The organism is Corynebacterium sp. LK33, assembly GCF_014334955.1.
Taxonomy (GTDB): Bacteria; Actinomycetota; Actinomycetes; order Mycobacteriales; family Mycobacteriaceae; genus Corynebacterium; species Corynebacterium jeikeium_D.
In genome coordinates, this window is record NZ_PDGU01000022.1 from 149,613 (window position 1) to 165,253 (window position 15,641).

General features: G+C 56.6%; 17 protein-coding genes and 3 pseudogenes. 15 read left to right on the plus strand and 5 right to left on the minus strand.

Features of this window, described 5'->3' with window-relative positions; all coding sequences use genetic code 11:
- Positions 1 to 5: 5 nt before the first annotated feature.
- Positions 6 to 1,661, minus strand: coding sequence for a hypothetical protein (locus tag CRD20_RS07040; protein ID WP_187405137.1), 1,656 nt, complete (start codon positions 1,659 to 1,661; stop codon positions 6 to 8).
- The gene (locus CRD20_RS07045) at positions 1,661 to 2,923 is read right to left on the minus strand and encodes a hypothetical protein (RefSeq protein ID WP_187405138.1); all 1,263 of its coding nucleotides are present in this window, start codon (positions 2,921 to 2,923) and stop codon (positions 1,661 to 1,663) included. The genes CRD20_RS07040 and CRD20_RS07045 overlap by 1 nt, the downstream gene beginning before the upstream one ends.
- A gap of 239 nt (positions 2,924 to 3,162) precedes the next feature.
- On the opposite strand from CRD20_RS07045, the gene CRD20_RS07050 reads away from it, so the two are divergent.
- Both CRD20_RS07050 and CRD20_RS07055 read left to right on the plus strand, forming a co-directional pair.
- A complete protein-coding gene (locus CRD20_RS07050) occupies positions 3,163 to 4,065 on the plus strand; it encodes a hypothetical protein (RefSeq protein ID WP_187405139.1) in 903 nt (300 codons plus the stop codon).
- A 41-nt stretch (positions 4,066 to 4,106) separates the two neighbouring features.
- On the plus strand, positions 4,107 to 4,790 hold the full coding sequence (locus CRD20_RS07055) for a bifunctional 2-polyprenyl-6-hydroxyphenol methylase/3-demethylubiquinol 3-O-methyltransferase UbiG (RefSeq protein WP_187405140.1): 684 nt from the start codon (positions 4,107 to 4,109) through the stop codon (positions 4,788 to 4,790).
- Here CRD20_RS07055 and CRD20_RS07060 read toward each other — a convergent pair.
- Positions 4,787 to 5,683, minus strand: coding sequence for a carbohydrate kinase (locus CRD20_RS07060; protein WP_187405141.1), 897 nt, complete (start codon positions 5,681 to 5,683; stop codon positions 4,787 to 4,789). The genes CRD20_RS07055 and CRD20_RS07060 overlap by 4 nt on opposite strands.
- A gap of 26 nt (positions 5,684 to 5,709) precedes the next feature.
- Between CRD20_RS07060 and CRD20_RS07065 the strand changes: the two are divergent.
- The 3 genes and pseudogenes from CRD20_RS07065 to CRD20_RS07075 all read left to right on the plus strand — a co-directional run.
- Positions 5,710 to 6,093 (plus strand): annotated as a pseudogene (locus CRD20_RS07065) (glycoside hydrolase family 32 protein); the annotation flags it as partial.
- Positions 6,077 to 6,619 (plus strand): annotated as a pseudogene (locus tag CRD20_RS07070) (PTS transporter subunit EIIC); the annotation flags it as partial. The pseudogenes CRD20_RS07065 and CRD20_RS07070, both read left to right, overlap by 17 nt.
- Positions 6,620 to 6,840: 221 nt before the next feature.
- A complete protein-coding gene (locus CRD20_RS07075; RefSeq protein WP_070438090.1) occupies positions 6,841 to 7,623 on the plus strand; it encodes a formate/nitrite transporter family protein in 783 nt (260 codons plus the stop codon).
- A 44-nt stretch (positions 7,624 to 7,667) separates the two neighbouring features.
- On the opposite strand, the pseudogene CRD20_RS07080 reads toward CRD20_RS07075, so the two are convergent.
- Together CRD20_RS07080 and CRD20_RS07085 are read right to left on the minus strand one after the other, a co-directional pair.
- Positions 7,668 to 8,384: pseudogene (locus tag CRD20_RS07080) on the minus strand (VIT family protein).
- Between the two features lie 130 nt (positions 8,385 to 8,514).
- Complete coding sequence (locus CRD20_RS07085) at positions 8,515 to 9,756, minus strand: multidrug effflux MFS transporter (protein WP_370546065.1); 1,242 nt, start codon at positions 9,754 to 9,756, stop codon at positions 8,515 to 8,517.
- Positions 9,757 to 10,037: 281 nt separating this feature from the next.
- Between CRD20_RS07085 and rplN the strand changes: the two genes are divergently transcribed.
- From rplN to rplO, 10 genes are all read left to right on the plus strand, one after another.
- Positions 10,038 to 10,406 (plus strand): 50S ribosomal protein L14, encoded by a 369-nt coding sequence (gene rplN, locus CRD20_RS07090; RefSeq protein WP_070438093.1) that lies wholly within the window; start codon positions 10,038 to 10,040, stop codon positions 10,404 to 10,406.
- On the plus strand, positions 10,407 to 10,721 hold the full coding sequence (gene rplX, locus CRD20_RS07095) for a 50S ribosomal protein L24 (protein ID WP_005509963.1): 315 nt from the start codon (positions 10,407 to 10,409) through the stop codon (positions 10,719 to 10,721).
- 2 nt (positions 10,722 to 10,723) lie between these two features.
- The gene (rplE, locus tag CRD20_RS07100) at positions 10,724 to 11,278 is read left to right on the plus strand and encodes a 50S ribosomal protein L5 (protein WP_005509901.1); all 555 of its coding nucleotides are present in this window, start codon (positions 10,724 to 10,726) and stop codon (positions 11,276 to 11,278) included.
- A gap of 382 nt (positions 11,279 to 11,660) precedes the next feature.
- Positions 11,661 to 12,557, plus strand: coding sequence for a GDSL-type esterase/lipase family protein (locus CRD20_RS07105; RefSeq protein WP_049170004.1), 897 nt, complete (start codon positions 11,661 to 11,663; stop codon positions 12,555 to 12,557).
- A 403-nt stretch (positions 12,558 to 12,960) separates the two neighbouring features.
- Complete coding sequence (gene rpsH, locus CRD20_RS07110) at positions 12,961 to 13,359, plus strand: 30S ribosomal protein S8 (protein ID WP_005509822.1); 399 nt, start codon at positions 12,961 to 12,963, stop codon at positions 13,357 to 13,359.
- A 15-nt stretch (positions 13,360 to 13,374) separates the two neighbouring features.
- Positions 13,375 to 13,911: a 50S ribosomal protein L6 gene (rplF, locus tag CRD20_RS07115; RefSeq protein WP_005509895.1), complete on the plus strand. Its 537-nt coding sequence runs from the start codon at positions 13,375 to 13,377 to the stop codon at positions 13,909 to 13,911.
- Positions 13,911 to 14,309, plus strand: coding sequence for a 50S ribosomal protein L18 (rplR, locus tag CRD20_RS07120; RefSeq protein WP_005510009.1), 399 nt, complete (start codon positions 13,911 to 13,913; stop codon positions 14,307 to 14,309). Before rplF ends, rplR begins: the two co-directional genes overlap by 1 nt.
- 34 nt (positions 14,310 to 14,343) lie before the next feature.
- Complete coding sequence (rpsE, locus tag CRD20_RS07125; RefSeq protein WP_005510059.1) at positions 14,344 to 14,961, plus strand: 30S ribosomal protein S5; 618 nt, start codon at positions 14,344 to 14,346, stop codon at positions 14,959 to 14,961.
- Between the two features lie 5 nt (positions 14,962 to 14,966).
- Positions 14,967 to 15,152, plus strand: coding sequence for a 50S ribosomal protein L30 (gene rpmD / locus CRD20_RS07130; RefSeq protein ID WP_038629359.1), 186 nt, complete (start codon positions 14,967 to 14,969; stop codon positions 15,150 to 15,152).
- 7 nt (positions 15,153 to 15,159) lie between these two features.
- Positions 15,160 to 15,606, plus strand: coding sequence for a 50S ribosomal protein L15 (gene rplO / locus CRD20_RS07135; protein ID WP_016422071.1), 447 nt, complete (start codon positions 15,160 to 15,162; stop codon positions 15,604 to 15,606).
- The last annotated feature ends 35 nt before the right edge of the window (positions 15,607 to 15,641 follow it).

Genomic DNA, 15,641 nt, shown 5'->3' on the forward strand with positions numbered 1-15,641 from the left:
GCGTACTAGCGTGACGTGAGTACCGGATCTACGCGCTGAGCAAGCTGTATGAGATTCGAAATCGTATCGTTGCTGAGAGAATTCGGGTTTAGCTTGGAATAAAACCTTTGCTCCTCGGCCAGAGCTTCTGAATCCGGCCCATTTTGTCGCACATCTTCAGGGTTCTGTTCTTCCAACGGATTGTCGAGGTAAAAGGTGGCGATATCAAAAGATGTCAAATAGTTAGTAGGAATCGACATGATTAGGCAGGCAGACTTTTCTTTGCTTGCCACCTCGGTGCCGTTTTCGGCATCTTTGCTGTCGGCAGTGTCGTTCCCATTTGAATGACAACGGTAGACATTCAGCGTTGGAGTTTCGGCTTTTTCCAGTTCCAGAGTTGGTTGGGAATTCTCATCGCTGCCGGAAAGTGGTGCGCTTTCACCTGGGATATACACGAAATAGTGCCAATCAGTCAGAGCATTGTCTGAATCGGGAGCAACATCCTTCAACGACATGGAGTTCGGCAGACGGAGTTTGCTGTTGGCGCTAGTGGTGGTGACAGCAACCGGGACGGAGCTGTAGGTTTCAAACTCCACCGGCGAGAATGTGTTCATGCCGCCGAGATTGGAATTGAACCAGCAGGTAACACTCTGCTTGTCAGAAGCGACTTTAAACAGCGGAGTATCATCTCCAATTTCAGGGCTGGAATTGTAGTCGCCGGGAATGCGATGGAAGTCGGAGACAAGACCAGTTTCGTGCTGGTGAGTCAGAGAAGAATTGAGTACGTACCGACGGCAGTCGAGGCCATGCTTCGTTACGAAAGTTGACCGCTCGATTGCAAGATTCTGACTGTTAGGGGCATGTTTCCCAGGGGCCTTAGCCGCCGCGATCGAGGTAGATAGCGGTTCAGCGGCAGCATCGACAAACTTTGCTAGAAGATCGCGGGAGGAGTTTGTCTGGTCCGGCGAAATAGTTCCTTCTGGGAACAGCACTTTTGCAGTTAGGCACCCGAGCTGCGGATCCGATAGACGTGCTGCGACTGCTGCGATGCCAGCCTCATCAGGAGCAAGGTTGAGAACTTCCCACTTTTGGTCCGGCCTCGGCGTGAGCGAGTCGATAGATTCTGGGGTCTGCTCAGCCTCCGTCGGAGCACAGGTAGAGCTGGACTCAATGACAAAGGACCGATAGTCCATCGGCAATTCGAGGTACAGCAACATGTCATGAGTGCTGGTTGCGGCCTCGGTACTGGCGTCGTTAATTCCCCCGACATCACCCGTGGCTACGAATGTCATTGGGCAAACGGTCGTGCCATCATCTCGCCTTTCGACGGCTAGTTGACGTTGCCCCTGTGCCTTGCCCAGTGTGCCGGGAATTTGTTGGCGCACGCTAATCGGAATTGTTTCGTCCAAAGTTGTGCAGTCGAATTTTCCGTCGCGGACAAGGAAGTTCGTCGGCTTTGTGGCGACATCAGAAGCTGCATCGGCGGAGGCATCCGCAGGAGCACCGGATTCTGCCTCTTGCGATTCTGAGCGCTGCCACCAGAAAATAGCCGTTGCTACGAGGGCGATAAGCACTACGACAGCCGCAACTACTAGAGCCTTCTTCATGGGTGCTGAAGCACTCGGCTTACTAGATTGCTGCTCCGTGGTGGTGCTGGTTTGCTGACTGTCAGGAGTGCTCATTACTTCTGTTCCTTGTCATTCGTAGCGGGCTGATCAAGGGACTTCTCCAGAGCAGAAAGCGACCCAGCAACTGGTGAAATCTTTGCTAGTACCTTCTGCAAATCGGGCAGATTGCCCTGGTCACTGTAAGACCGAACAACAACGCAGCCCTTAGCTTCATCCTTGTGCAACAGATTCAGAGAGATCTCCCCCTGATGCTTACCGTCCGAGGCGTACTGTGCTGGTCGTGGGTCAACAAAGTACGACCACTCCGGCAGCTTTTTCAACGCGACCCCGCTGTTCGCGGTGCAGACAGAATGTTTTGGGTCGGTCACGGTAATGATGTCAACCTCGTCGAAGTTATGCGAGAAGCCGCATAGCTCAGTGCCTGGCACGGAGGAGTCAACGTTTTCAGTGTCCTGGGGTGAGCTAATTCCAGCCTTAGCTCCTGGCAGCCTGGGGATTTCCAGACCGATCTCTTTAGCCGCTTTCATCGTCGCAGTATCCATAAATGCTCGACAGCTGTAGTGACCATTGCGGTAGAAGGTGAGAGATGACTTTTGAGAAGCGTCCGCAGATGTTTTCGCGTCCACGGTTTTGTTTGCAGCTGCTGCTTTCACACTGCGATCCAGAATTGGAGCAATCTTTTCGGCAACGTCCCTGGCTTTCTTCGCCGCCACAGCATCCGCCTCCGGGGTCGTGCCCGTCGCCACATGGATATCGCGCATAGCGGCTACGAGCAGAAAGCCGCGCTCCTCATCGCTGTAAAAAGAGCCATAGCCCTGAATTTCCGCATCGTCGTTCTTGATGGGAATTTCGTGAACCCAGCCGAAGACATCGGGCTCTGCATCTTCCGGTTTTCCATCCCACGGAGTGGTTTTGGAAACGATGAAGTAGTTGAACTGTACTCCGTCTTCTACTGAAGCAGCACGTTCACAAATTATTCGTCCGTCTGCACCTGTTGAAACGGACTTCTCAGTGAGCCGATTGAATTCCGGAATATAGGCAATTCCCGACTCGACCAACTGCGTTAAAGAGGCCTGGTCAAAAATAGTGGAACAGTCGAACTTTCCATCACGAATCATGAAGGCTGAATCAGCGATGGCGGATGGTTCCTCAGCCATTAAGGCCGAATTGCTCTCGTCGACGTCGTTAGGCGTGACGTGCACAACTTGCATCACGACGACCGCCGCGACCATACAGGCAGCGAGAATTAATGAAGACTCGGCCAATGTTCGCCGAGCAAAACGGCTACTCAGTTGAGATTTTGATGACTGTGCCATTTCGTGCTCTCGTACAAAATTCCTATTTCGTAGTTGCGGAGTGCGGTAACTAAGATTTTCTCACTTTATTATGGCATTTACTCGCTGATAAATGTTTTTCAACCGCTGCGGGAACTTTTTCCCTTCTGCGCACCTCTAATGGGGTGAAACACTATGCAGCGGGGTCTTGTGACAATCCGCTGCCACTAGCTTTCGCCAGCAGTTTAGAAACTGACTGCGGTGTATATGGAGGAGGAAAGTTGCAGGACAACGAGCCGGTGCGCAGGCAGGGGCCGCGTCGTAAAGCAGGCTCTGAGGGGATTCCCGAAGAGCAAGAACGGACACCGCGTAATGAGCAGAGCGCAGCGCCCGCTGTGGACGCTGATGCGGCGAAACGCGATGCGCCGAGGAAGAAGACCGAGGGTGCCGGTGGTGTGGCCAGTGCTGATTCGAAATCGTCGAACTCCAAGGTCATCCTTGGCACGGTAATTGGTCTCCCGCTTGTTGTCGTCCTTGCTGTGGCGATATTAGCAGGGCTGAACAGGGAAGACGGCAACGAAGCGGTCGCAGCTGATGATGCGTCTATGAGTACTTCATCGACCCCGACAGTCGAACCGATTGATTATGACGATGCAGAATTTTCGGCGGGTCTCTATTGCTACGATGCACCGGTTACTAAATATGAGGAAGATTGGCGGGATATCCATGACACGTGTGTCCAGCTTGTGCTGGAGGAAATCCGAGACGATGAGGAGGGCTTCCGTAACGCAGCATTAAGTGGAGATTTCGGTCGAATAGATGTAGACGCAATCGAAGAAGTGCTCGGCGATCCCGAAGACTTCTTAGAGACCCACAGTTACACCACCACAACGTCGACGACGACAACCATAAAGTCGACAACGCCCCAATCGTCGACGACCTATACGCCTAGCCCCACGTACCAGGAGCCGGAACCGACCTATGAGGAGCCCTCAAACTCGGGCGGAAACGCAGATGCAGGAGTTGGCGGTGGCGGACGCCAGCTCGCGTGGCGAACCGTCGGCCCCTTCGGCGGGCTGCAAGGCTGTGAATATAGTGCCAGCCAACAGCCACTTTATGCCTCCGAGTGCTACGTAGGCTCGGACAATCTCTACTACTACGACTCAAAGGTGCAAGCCGGTTAACGTATCCTGCCCCCGACCAGTCGCTGCACAGCTACGCCATAATGGGTGCCATGAGCAATGGCATCCACAATCACCGCACTTGGAAAGAAATTATCACCGCCGATCCGCAGCATTCCCGCCGGTACGCCAACCGGTGGCGGGGATTCGTGCGCGAGGGCCGCGATATTGACGGCGAGGCGCGGTTGGTGGATGCAATCGCGCCACGCCACGCTCGAATTCTGGATGCCGGCTGCGGGCAGGGGCGCGTCGGCGGCTACTTGGCGAAGGCTGGACACCAGATTGTCGGCGTCGATGTCGACCCCTATCTCATCGACGAGGCAAAGCGACAGTTCCCGGAGGCGACGTGGTTGGTCGGGGACTTGGCGCAGCTGCCGCACGTGCTTGACGACGGGCTGGAGAACACACCCCACGATGACACGGCATCCGCCTTCGACGTCATCATTTGCCCCGGCAATGTGCTGACTTTCGTAGCGGCAGAAGACCGCGCGAAGGTACTGCAGGGCTTCGCGGAGGTGCTGAATCCGGAGAACGGTCGTGCCATTATCGGCTTCGGCGCTGGCCGTGGTTGGGACTTTGCCGATTTTGAAACCACTGCGCAGGAGGCTGGGCTCACCGTGATTCAGCGTTATTCCACGTGGGATCTTCGTCCCTTTGACGGTGAGTCTCAGTTCCTGGTTGCAGTGCTTGAGCGAGCTAAATCGAGCGGACTAAGTAGTGCCGCCTAGGAATCCTTGGCCAGCAGTTCCTCGACTTCGGTTTTCGTCGGCGGCTGAGCTCCCTTACGGGAGACAGTAATGGCAGCCGCGGCGGCCGCATAGTGCAGAATCTCGCGCCACTGATCTGGTGATACTAAAGTCAGGTCAGCGACTGTTAGGCCACGCTCGTCGAACTGTGCCAACAGCGCGCCCATAATTGTGTCCCCAGCACCGATGGTGTCAACGACATTCGCGTTGACGGCTGGGACATCGATGCGGTTTCCGTCGGCAAGCAAAGTGAGCCCATCGCCACCTCGGGTGATGACAGCGGCCGGAACTTTAGTCAGCGCCTCTTCGCCAAGGAACTCGACTTCCTCATCCGAGAGCTTCAACAAATTGACGTAGGGGAGCAAGCCCATGAGGAATTCGCGGTGTGCATCCGTTGCGTACATGGGGCGAATGTTCGGGTCCAAAGCGACTAGGGTGTCGTTGGCTGCGAACTGCTTGAGCAATTCCGCGTATCGGCTGGCACCCGGTTCCAGCGCCAGCGACAGCGTGCCAAAACATGCGATATTCGCATCGATGAGCTTCGGCTCCACAAGTGGGGTGGCCGTGCCGTCGGTGTAAAAGGTGTATGTTGCAGAGCGATCGTCGTGGATGGTGGTTACCGCCAGAATGGTCGGCTCTGGGCCACGTTGAACGTAAGTGGTGTCGACCCCTTCGGTTTCCAAGTGCTTGACCAGCTCATTTCCGAATCCATCCGTAGACAGGCGGGACTGGAAAATAACATCCGCACCGAGGCGAGAGGCCGTGACCGCGACGTTGTAGGGACCCCCGCCTAGCGCCGGCACGTGGTTATTGAGGCTGCCAGGAGATACCGGAACGAGGTCAACCAGACCTTCGCCGCAAACACAAATAGCCATGACTTCAATAATATCGGGGGGGGGGTATGACCTATCGGCCGAATTACCATCTGTCACCGCCACAGGGCCGACTGAATGACCCGAATGGCCTTTTCGTGGACGGCGAGACACTGCATGTGTTCGACCAGCATGATCCATGCTTTCCACATGCTCCGAAGAGAACTGGGTGGGGGCATGCGTCCGCGTCGCTCACGACAGCGGAGCGGTGGCGTCATCACCCCGATGCGCTGTATCCGGACATGCCCTATGACAAGCATGGTTGTTATTCGGGCGGCGCGGCTGTTGATGGCGATGATGTGTGGCTCTTTTATACCGGAAACTTGAAGGCAGACGGACGCCGTATACCATCGCAGAACCGCGTCCGTGCGCTTGCTCCCTCCGGCCCGGAGGGTGGGATTCATCTTGCCGATTCTGGTTATCTCATGGATTCTGGCAACGATTGAGAAGTTCTTCCATAAGCGTCTCAAGGGCACTGTCGACTTCATGCTGACACCACTGTTGACGTTGCTCATCACTGGTTTCATCACCTTTGCCGCCATTGGTCCAGTACTGCGCACTGCAGGTGAATGGCTGGGTATTGGTCTTGCAAATCTGTACGAATTCGCGGGACCTGTGGGTGGCTTCTTGTTCGGCTTGGTCTACTCGCCAATTGTCATCACTGGTCTGCACCAGTCCTTCCCTCCAATCGAGTACATGCTGTGGGATCAGGGAGGCTCGTTCATTTTCGCGACGGCATCGATGGCCAATATTGCCCAAGGTGGTGCCGCACTGGCGGTGTACTTCCTGGCCAAGAGTGAGAAGCTTAAAGGTCTGGCTGGCGCCTCCGGTATGTCGGCGCTATTCGGTATTACCGAGCCGGCCATCTTTGGTGTGAACCTACGTTTGCGCTGGCCGTTTTACATCGGTATGGCTGCCTCGGCCATTGCCTCAACCATGAAGGACGAGCCGAAGTCAGAAACTGCTGCGAAACCTGCTGTTACCGCAGAGAAGAAGTAAATCTGCCTCTCTTCGACGGTGAATCGCAGTTCCTGGTTGCAGCGCCTAGGGGGGGTAGGGCGCTGTGACCGTCGTAAAGCGGTTGCGATTCCGCGTCAGCCTGTCGTTATTCTTTTATGCGAATAACTGCAATTAACGGCACGCAGGGAAAGGCTTCGGCGGTGACGCTATACGAAACGCTGGATACGGCTGGCGACAAGAAACAGGAACTGTTGACGCAGGACTACGGACGATTTGCCGTGCGAGCGGTCCTGGCGGGTATGTACCTGACGCTCGGGACGGCCTTTGCAGCGGTCGCTGGACAAGTGGCAGAGGGCGTCGCGCCGGGGACTGGGGGACTGGTTTTTGCGTGCCTGTTCGGGCTTGGGCTGTTCGCCATTGTGGTGCTCGGTGCGGAGCTTGCGACCGGCAGCATGATGTTTGTGTCCTGGTCCGCCGCACGCGGACGCATGGCGTGGGGAGTGGCCTTTCGAATGGTGGCCGTCGCTACGTTCTACAACTTCATCGGTGCGGCGATTGTGGCGCTGGTGCTCAGCCAGAGCGCCAAGCTCGGTGGGATCGATGACACACATCTGATTTCCACCTTGACTGAGGGGAAGCTGGCCAAGCCGTTCTTCGGCGCTTTCGTAGAGGCCATGGGTGCGAACTTCGTGGTCAATATGGCTGTCCTAGGTGCACTTCAAGCCAAGGAAATCATTTCGAAGTTCGTTGTGATTCTGCCGATTATTGCAGTGTTCGTTGGGCTTGGACTCGAGCACGTGATTGCGAACTTCTCGTTGTTTTCCTTGGCCTTTTTCGCTGATCCGCATCCTGCAGCCTTCGATGGTCTGCACATAACTGTTAACTGGGTGGCCGTGTGGCTGGGCAACTTCGTAGGTGGTGGCCTGGGGATCGGCGCGGTCTACGCCTGGTTGAACCAGACGAAGACCAGCTATGTTGACTAGGTTTTGAGTTTCGCTGTGCGTTAACCGGGCACCTATTTGACGGTCTAACCGACAGCCTGCCCGAAGAGCAGACCGACGAAGTAGGACACAATCAAACCGAGTGCACCACCAATCACCAGGCGTAGCGCAGCCTTGCCGGAGTGCGTGGAGCTGAGCTTGGCGCTGATGTAGCCGGTCAGGGCCAGAGTCACGATGGTGACAACGGTGACTGCGATTGCGCCAGAGGTGGGGCCGGTGAAAATCAGTGCCGCAATCATTGGCAGGATGGCGCCGAGTAGGAACGACAGTGCCGAAGAACCGGCAGCAGTTCAGGGGTTGGTAAGTTCCTCACCGTCAATGCCCAATTCCAGCTTTAGGTGAGCCGCCAGCGGATCGCTTTGTGCGATGCCGTGGGCAGCATCTTCGGCGATATGTTCTGGGATGCCGTAGCTAGAGAGAATCCCCACGAGCTCTTTATGCTCTTCATCTGGAAAGTCTTTAAGCTCGGCCTTTTCTTTGGCAATCAGTGCCCGCTCAGTATCGCGCTGGGTTGAAACCGAGACGTATTCACCCAGGGCCATCGAGATAGCCCCAGCGATAACGGCCGCGGCGCCAGCAGTCAGAATGGCTTCGCGAGAGGAACCTGCTGCAATCACGCTGAGCAAGATTAGAGCAGTGGAGACGATACCGTCGTTGGCTCCGAGGACTCCGGCGCGAAGCCAGTTGAGTTTCGCCGTCTCAGATGCCTTATGTGGTTCATGAGGATGTGTGTGCGTGGTCATGGCAGGACCTTTCTCCCATGTCAGCCCCATGCCTACGGGTGGTACGAGGCCGCACCATCGATTTAATGCCGATTCGGGCACATTCTCAACCAGTGAAGTGAAACGCGGGGAGTCCTCTCGCTCGTAGCTCTTATGGAAGTCGGTGTGAGCGTTTGTGGAGGTCGGCGCGCGTCAATGTCAACACCGCGGTCAGTGCAATCAATGCACAGGTCAACATCGAAATAGCCATCGAGAGGGGCAGATTGGAACCAAGCCCCACCAACGGGGAAACCGTGGCGGCCGCGAGGAACTGTGTGAAGCCCATGAGACCGGAACCTGAGCCAATTCCGATATCTCGAACCTCCTCAATTCCGAGTGCCGTGGCATTGGCGAAGATTAGCGGCATCATCGGTACCGTAATGAACAGCAACAGCCAAGTAGTGAAGAAAGTAATCCCGACGGTGGCATTAATAATCAGGCCTATCGACGTCACGAGCATGACCGTAAGGGCAATTAAAATGCCCTTGCGGGGATGAAGCCGGTTGATCATCTTGCCGTTGAGGATTGACACAAATGTCAACATCGCTGCATTGGATGCGAATACGAGAGAAAACTGAGTAGGGGTTAGCCCCAGCAGCTCCTGGAAGATAAAGGGTGACGCAGCGATGTACGAAAACATCACCGAGAAGCCACCAGCGAAAGCCAACAAGTAGCCGACAAATACTGGCCGCCGCAGCAGCCGGCCAATATTGGGTAGGAGATTGCGCAGAGCACCTGTGGAGCGTCGCTCAGGCGGCAGAGTTTCCGGAACCATCAGAACCACAATCGCGACCATGGCGACGTTGATGGCTGCGAGAAACCAGAACACGCTGCGCCAGCCGAATGCGGGGCCTAGAAAACCGCCCACAAGGGGAGCGATTGCCGGGGCGATGGAGGAAATGCCCATCAGCGTGGAGAAAGCTCTCGCTGATGCCTTGCCCGTCAAGAGGTCTGGTACTACAGAACGAGCCAGAACAACTGTGGAGCCACCAGCTAACCCCTGGAACAGGCGCATTGCAATAAGCGTGCCAATATTCGGTGCTACTGCACAGAGGATTGACGAGCCCAAGAACACCAAAGTCGCAATGAGAAGCAGATTCTTGCGACCTAAACTATCGGAGAGGGCGCCAATGACGAGCTGCCCAGCAGCCATACCAATCATGAAGGTGGTCAGCGTGAGCTGAACCATGGATTCGGAGCTAGAGAACTCGCGTGCAATCTCCACGAAGGATGCCAGGTATGTATCTGCGCCGAACGGGGCGGCGGCGGATAACAAGGCCAACCCGGCAAGTAGCGATACCGGTAGCGTCTGTGCTGGCTGCGTCTGAGCACTCTCGGAATGTTGATTTGTCACTGTCTTAGTATAGGGTTGCCGCAGAAGGCATAAACCATGTTGGGGGCATGAAACTAAGGGATTTTGTTGTCCCGTACGAACGTGCCATAATACACAGGTTGCGCGAAGTGGCTGCGTGCTGCTCTCAACGGTCTATGGCCGTAGTTAGCACGAGGTCAAAGCGATAGGAAAGCTACCTCTAGCAGGTGCTTCCGTCGTAAAGCGTAAACGCAAGACATAAAGACCGCGTGCGTTTAGGACGGAAATCTGACGCACAATGCAACCAGGTCAGGAGAAACGCAGTGATTCAGCAGGAATCCCGTCTGCGCGTTGCCGACAACACTGGTGCACGTGAAATTCTGTGCATCCGCGTTCTCGGTGGCTCGACCCGACGCTTCGCTGGCATTGGCGACACCATTGTCGCAACTGTCAAGGAAGCTACTCCGGGCGGCAACGTCAAGGCAGGCGAAATCGTTAAGGCAGTCATCGTTCGCACGAAGAAGGAGACCCGTCGTCCGGACGGCTCCTACATCTCGTTCGACGAGAATGCAGCTGTCATCATCAAGGCTGACGGTGAGCCGAAGGGCACCCGTATTTTCGGCCCGGTCGCGCGTGAACTGCGCGACAAGAAGTTCATGAAGATTGTCTCGCTCGCACCGGAGGTGATTTAAGTGAAGATCCGTAAGGGCGATACCGTGCTGGTTATCTCCGGTCCGGACAAGGGTGCTCAGGGCAAGGTCATCGAGGCCTACCCGAAGCGCGACAAGGTCCTGGTCGAGGGCGTTAACCGTATCAAGAAGCACGTTGCAAACTCCGCTGCGGAGCGCGGTGCATCCTCGGGTGGCATTGTCACTCAGGAAGCTCCGATTCACGTGTCGAACGTCATGCTGGTCGACGAAGATGGTACCCCGACTCGCGTTGGTTACCGCTTCGATGAGGATGGCAAGAAGGTTCGCATCTCCCGCCGTACCGGGAAGGACATCTAAGCATGAGCGAAAATTACACCCCTCGTCTGAAGGCCCGTTACCGCGATGAAATTCGCGGCAAGATGCAGGAAGAGTTCTCTTACGAGAACGTCATGCAGATTCCGGGCGTTACCAAGGTCGTCGTCAACATGGGCGTCGGCGCTGCTGCTCAGGATAAGAAGCAGATTAACGGTGCTATCAACGACCTGACTCTGATCACCGGTCAGAAGCCAGAGACCCGTCGTGCTCGCAAGTCGATCGCTAACTTCAAGCTTCGTGAAGGCGACGCCATCGGCGCTCGCGTCACCCTGCGTGGCGACCGTATGTGGGAGTTCCTGGATCGTCTGCTGACCGTGGCTCTGCCGCGAATCCGCGACTTCCGCGGTCTGTCTGATCAGCAGTTCGATGGTCACGGTAACTACACCTTCGGCCTGTCTGAGCAGACCATGTTCTACGAGATTGACGTTGACAAGATCGACCGCCCGCGCGGTATGGACATCACCGTTGTGACCACCGCTACCAACAACGAGGAAGGCCGCGCGCTGCTGCGCGAGCTGGGCTTCCCGTTCAAGAAGTAGTTTTGCCTCTTCGGTAGCTTTTGCCTGAAGCCCCGGATGCCGCTTGGCCTCCGGGGCTTTTTGCTGCTCTGTTAACTGCTTATGTTCGTGGGGGAGTGAGGTCGCTGTGCGGGGCCTGCGTAAAAGTTACCAGTGTTGCTGGTGGGAAAGTTGACCCTTTTTGGGGGTTGGAAATTAGTAAAGCCACAAGGTTTCTCAGTTGAAAGTTAGGCGTTTGTGATGATTTCGTTGTAAACTGCCATTCGTCATAGTGACGGCCGCCAAAATGCATTGTGGTCGTTATCAATTTGGGCAAGACTTAAGTGACTTCAGCTTCTGTGTGATTGAGCCAGTGGTTCTACACAGAGCGGTTCTTAAGTTAAAACGCAAAGGGATTAACTACATGAAGAACTTCTCCGTGGCCGTCCGCTCGGCTGCTATTGCAACTGTTGCGGCTCTGGGTCTGAGCTTGGGTGCAGGTGCTGCCAACGCACAGCCGGCACTGCCGGAAATGCCGAACATTCCGATTCCGGGTATCGGCGACACCGGCCCGAAGGGCGTCAAGCAAATCGTTACCTTCGGTGACTCCTTCACCGCTAATGCCGGTAAGGGCGGCCCGCGTGGCCTGGCGCCGGGACAGAACGCACTGGTCGCTAACTGCGCTACCGACATGGAAAACTGGCCGAAGATTGCAGCTTCGAAGCTGAACAAGTCCCTGGGTGACTGGTCCTGTAACGGTCTTGGCGGCTTCCCGGGTCAGCTCCTCGCATACCTGGAGGCTTCCATCCAGTACGGCGACATCGGAGAGGGCACCGAGAAGGTTGTCCTGATGTACGGCGGCATGGACTGGGTCCAGTGGGTTGACGTGGCAGGCGAGCTTGTCGCAAAGCCGGATCCCCAGGCTCCATCCGCGTTCAAGCAGACGCTGCGTCAGTTCACTGACCGCGTCCACCAGGTTGCCCCGGGCGCTCAGGTCGTCCTGGCGTCGTACCCTGAGTACGCCACTGATGATCAGCTGTGCCTGGTCAACACCTCGGACCAGACCTTCCCGATCCCGGCACCGGGTGCCAGCGAGATCCAGGGTGCATTCCGTGACAGCATTCGCTCCGCATCTCACCACGTAGGTGCCGGCTTCATTGACGTCTACGAGGCAACCCTCGGCCACGGTACCTGCAACCCGAACCCGGATGAGCGCTTCGTCGCCGGTTTCGCAGACCCGGTGATGGGTCCGATGACCAACCACCCGACGGTGGCTGGTGAAAAGGCAATGGGTAACATCATCGCCGACCAGCTCTACTAATTTCCTTTCGCCGGCACCATGTCGGCTAGGAATTGAGTTCCACCGCTAGTTGGTGGGGCTTCACGCCGTGAGCGGACTAACGTCCGTCCGCGGCGTTTTTGCATTTCGGCCGGTATTTGTTAATATCACCAGGTCTGCCCTCTATAAGAGGTGCGGCAGTAAAAATGTAAGAACTTTGCTGTAGGCCCCTCGCCTCGCATCGTCTCTGGCGTCACCTGGGTGGCGAGCTGACTCGGCTATTGAACCGAGTTGGCGAACAGTAGCCCTTAAATCGCCGGAATCACGATATTGGTAATCACTCCAACTTAAGCTTTTGCCGTGTGACAGTTGCTGTTTGCGCGGTCATTGGAGTTAGCCACGAGGTGGGAAGGAACCGCAGCGAGAAAGGAAGCGGTCACTAACCATGACCATGACTGACCCAATCGCCGACATGCTGTCGCGCGTGCGCAACGCTAACAACGCGTACCATGACTCTGTCTCGATGCCGTCGTCCAAGCTGAAGGCTAACATCGCCGAGATCCTCAAGTCTGAGGGTTACATTGCGGACTACGCAGTCGAGGATGCCAAGGTCGGCAAGACCCTGACCCTGAACCTGAAGTACGGCCCGTCCCGCGAGCGTTCGATCGCTGGCGTGCGTCGCGTCTCCAAGCCGGGTCTGCGTGTTTACGCAAAGTCCACTAACCTGCCGAAGGTCCTCGGCGGCCTGGGCGTGGCTATCATCTCCACGTCTCAGGGCCTGCTGACTGACCGTCAGGCTTACGAGAAGAAGGTTGGCGGGGAAGTCCTCGCTTACGTCTGGTAAAGGGGGAACTACACAATGTCTCGTATTGGTAAGAACCCTGTCGTTGTCCCGGCAAACGTTACTGCCCAGGTCAACGGCCAGGACGTTTCCGTCAAGGGCCCGAAGGGCGAGCTGTCTGTCTCTATCCCGGCTCCAATTACCGTTGAGCTGAAGGACAATGAGATTGTGGTCAACCGCCCGGATGACCACCGTAAGAGCCGCTCCCTGCACGGTCTGTCCCGTTCGCTGATTAACAATATGGTTGTCGGTGTGACCGAGGGCTACACCATCAAGATGGAAATCTTCGGTGTCGGTTACCGTGTCGCCAAGAAGGGCAAGGACCTCGAGTTCTCCCTGGGCTACTCGCACCCAGTCCTGATCGAAGCACCGGAAGGTATCACCTTCGACGTCGACGGCACCACCAAGCTGTCGATCACAGGTATTGATAAGCAGCAGGTCGGACAGCTCGCAGCTAACATCCGTCGTCTGCGTAAGGATGATCCTTACAAGGGCAAGGGCATTCGTTACGATGGCGAGCAGATCCGTCGCAAGATCGGAAAGACGGGTAAGTAATGAGCAACACCAACGAAAAGCGCCTCCCGGTAGGCAAGGACATCTCGACTCGTCGTCGTGTCGCCCGCGCCCGCCGTCACGCACGCTTGCGCAAGAACGTCCGCGGCACCTCCGAGGCACCGCGCCTCGTCGTGCACCGCTCTTCCCGCCACATCACCGCTCAGGTTATCGACGACTCCATCGGTCGTACCCTGGCAGCTGCTTCCACTCTGGACGCAGATCTCCGTGGCTTCGAGGGCGACAAGAAGGCCAAGAGCGCCAAGGTCGGCGAGTTGATTGCTGCTCGCGCTAAGGATGCTGGCATCGAGAAGGTCGTTTTCGACCGCGGTGGCTACCAGTACCACGGCCGCGTTGCTGCTCTGGCCGAGGCTGCCCGTGAAGGTGGTCTGAAGTTCTAATGCGCACTTACAAGTCCAACGGAAGGAATGCGTGATGTCGGAACGCGATAAGCGCGAAGGCGGACGTAACTCCGCTGACAACAAGAACAACAACCGTCGTGGTGGCCGCGGTAACGACCGTCGCCAGCAGGACGAGCGTTCGCAGTACATCGAGCGCGTAGTAACTATCAACCGAGTTTCCAAGGTCGTCAAGGGCGGTCGTCGCTTCAGCTTCACCGCTCTGGTCATCGTCGGTGACGGCGAGGGCATGGTCGGCGTCGGCTACGGCAAGGCCAAGGAAGTACCGGCAGCTATCCAGAAGGGTGCTGAAGAGGCTCGTAAGAACTTCTTCCGCGTCCCGATGATTGCTGGCACCATCACCCACCCGGTTCAGGGTGAGACCGCTGCTGGCATCGTGCTGCTGCGCCCGGCTGCTCCGGGTACCGGTCTGATTGCCGGCGGCGCTGTCCGCCCGGTTCTCGAGTGCGCCGGTGTTCAGGATGTTCTGTCCAAGTCGCTGGGTACCAACAACTCCATCAACGTTGTTCACGCAACCGTTGATGCTCTCAAGCAGCTGGTCCGCCCTGAAGAGGTCGCCGCACGTCGTGGCAAGTCCCTCGAAGAGGTTACCCCGGCACGTATGCTGCGCGCACGCGCAGGTCAGGGAGCGTGATTTCCATGGCACTGAAGATTACCCAGGTCCGTGGTACCGCTGGTACCAAGCAGAAGCAGAAGGATTCGCTGCGCACCCTCGGCCTGAAGCGCATCAACGATTCCGTCGTCCGCCCGGATTCTCCGGCTGTGCGCGGTCTCGTGAACGTTGTGCGTCACCTGGTCGAGGTTGAAGAAGTAGCGGGGGAGTAGGTAAACCATGAGCGAACCAATTAAGCTCCACGACTTGGCCCCGGCTCCGGGTGCTAAGAAGAAGAAGACTCGCGTCGGCCGTGGTGAGGCTTCCAAGGGTAAGACCGCTGGTCGCGGCACCAAGGGCACCAAGGCCCGCAAGCAGGTTTCGGCAGCATTCGAGGGTGGCCAGATGCCACTTCACATGCGTCTGCCGAAGTTGAAGGGCTTCAAGAACCCGGCGAAGGTCACCTTCCAGGTGGTCAACGTTTCGGATTTGGAGCGTCTGTTCCCGAACGGTGGCGACGTCACCATCGCCGACCTGGTTGCAAAGGGCGCCGTCCGCGCTAACCAGCCGGTGAAGGTCCTCGGCGACGGCGACATCAACGTCTCCGTCAACGTCACCGCAACCAAGTTCTCGGGCTCCGCAAAGTCCAAGATCGAGGCTGCAGGCGGCTCTGTCACTGAGGCCTAAAGCATTTAAGCTTTAACAAAAGAGCTCTTAAACCC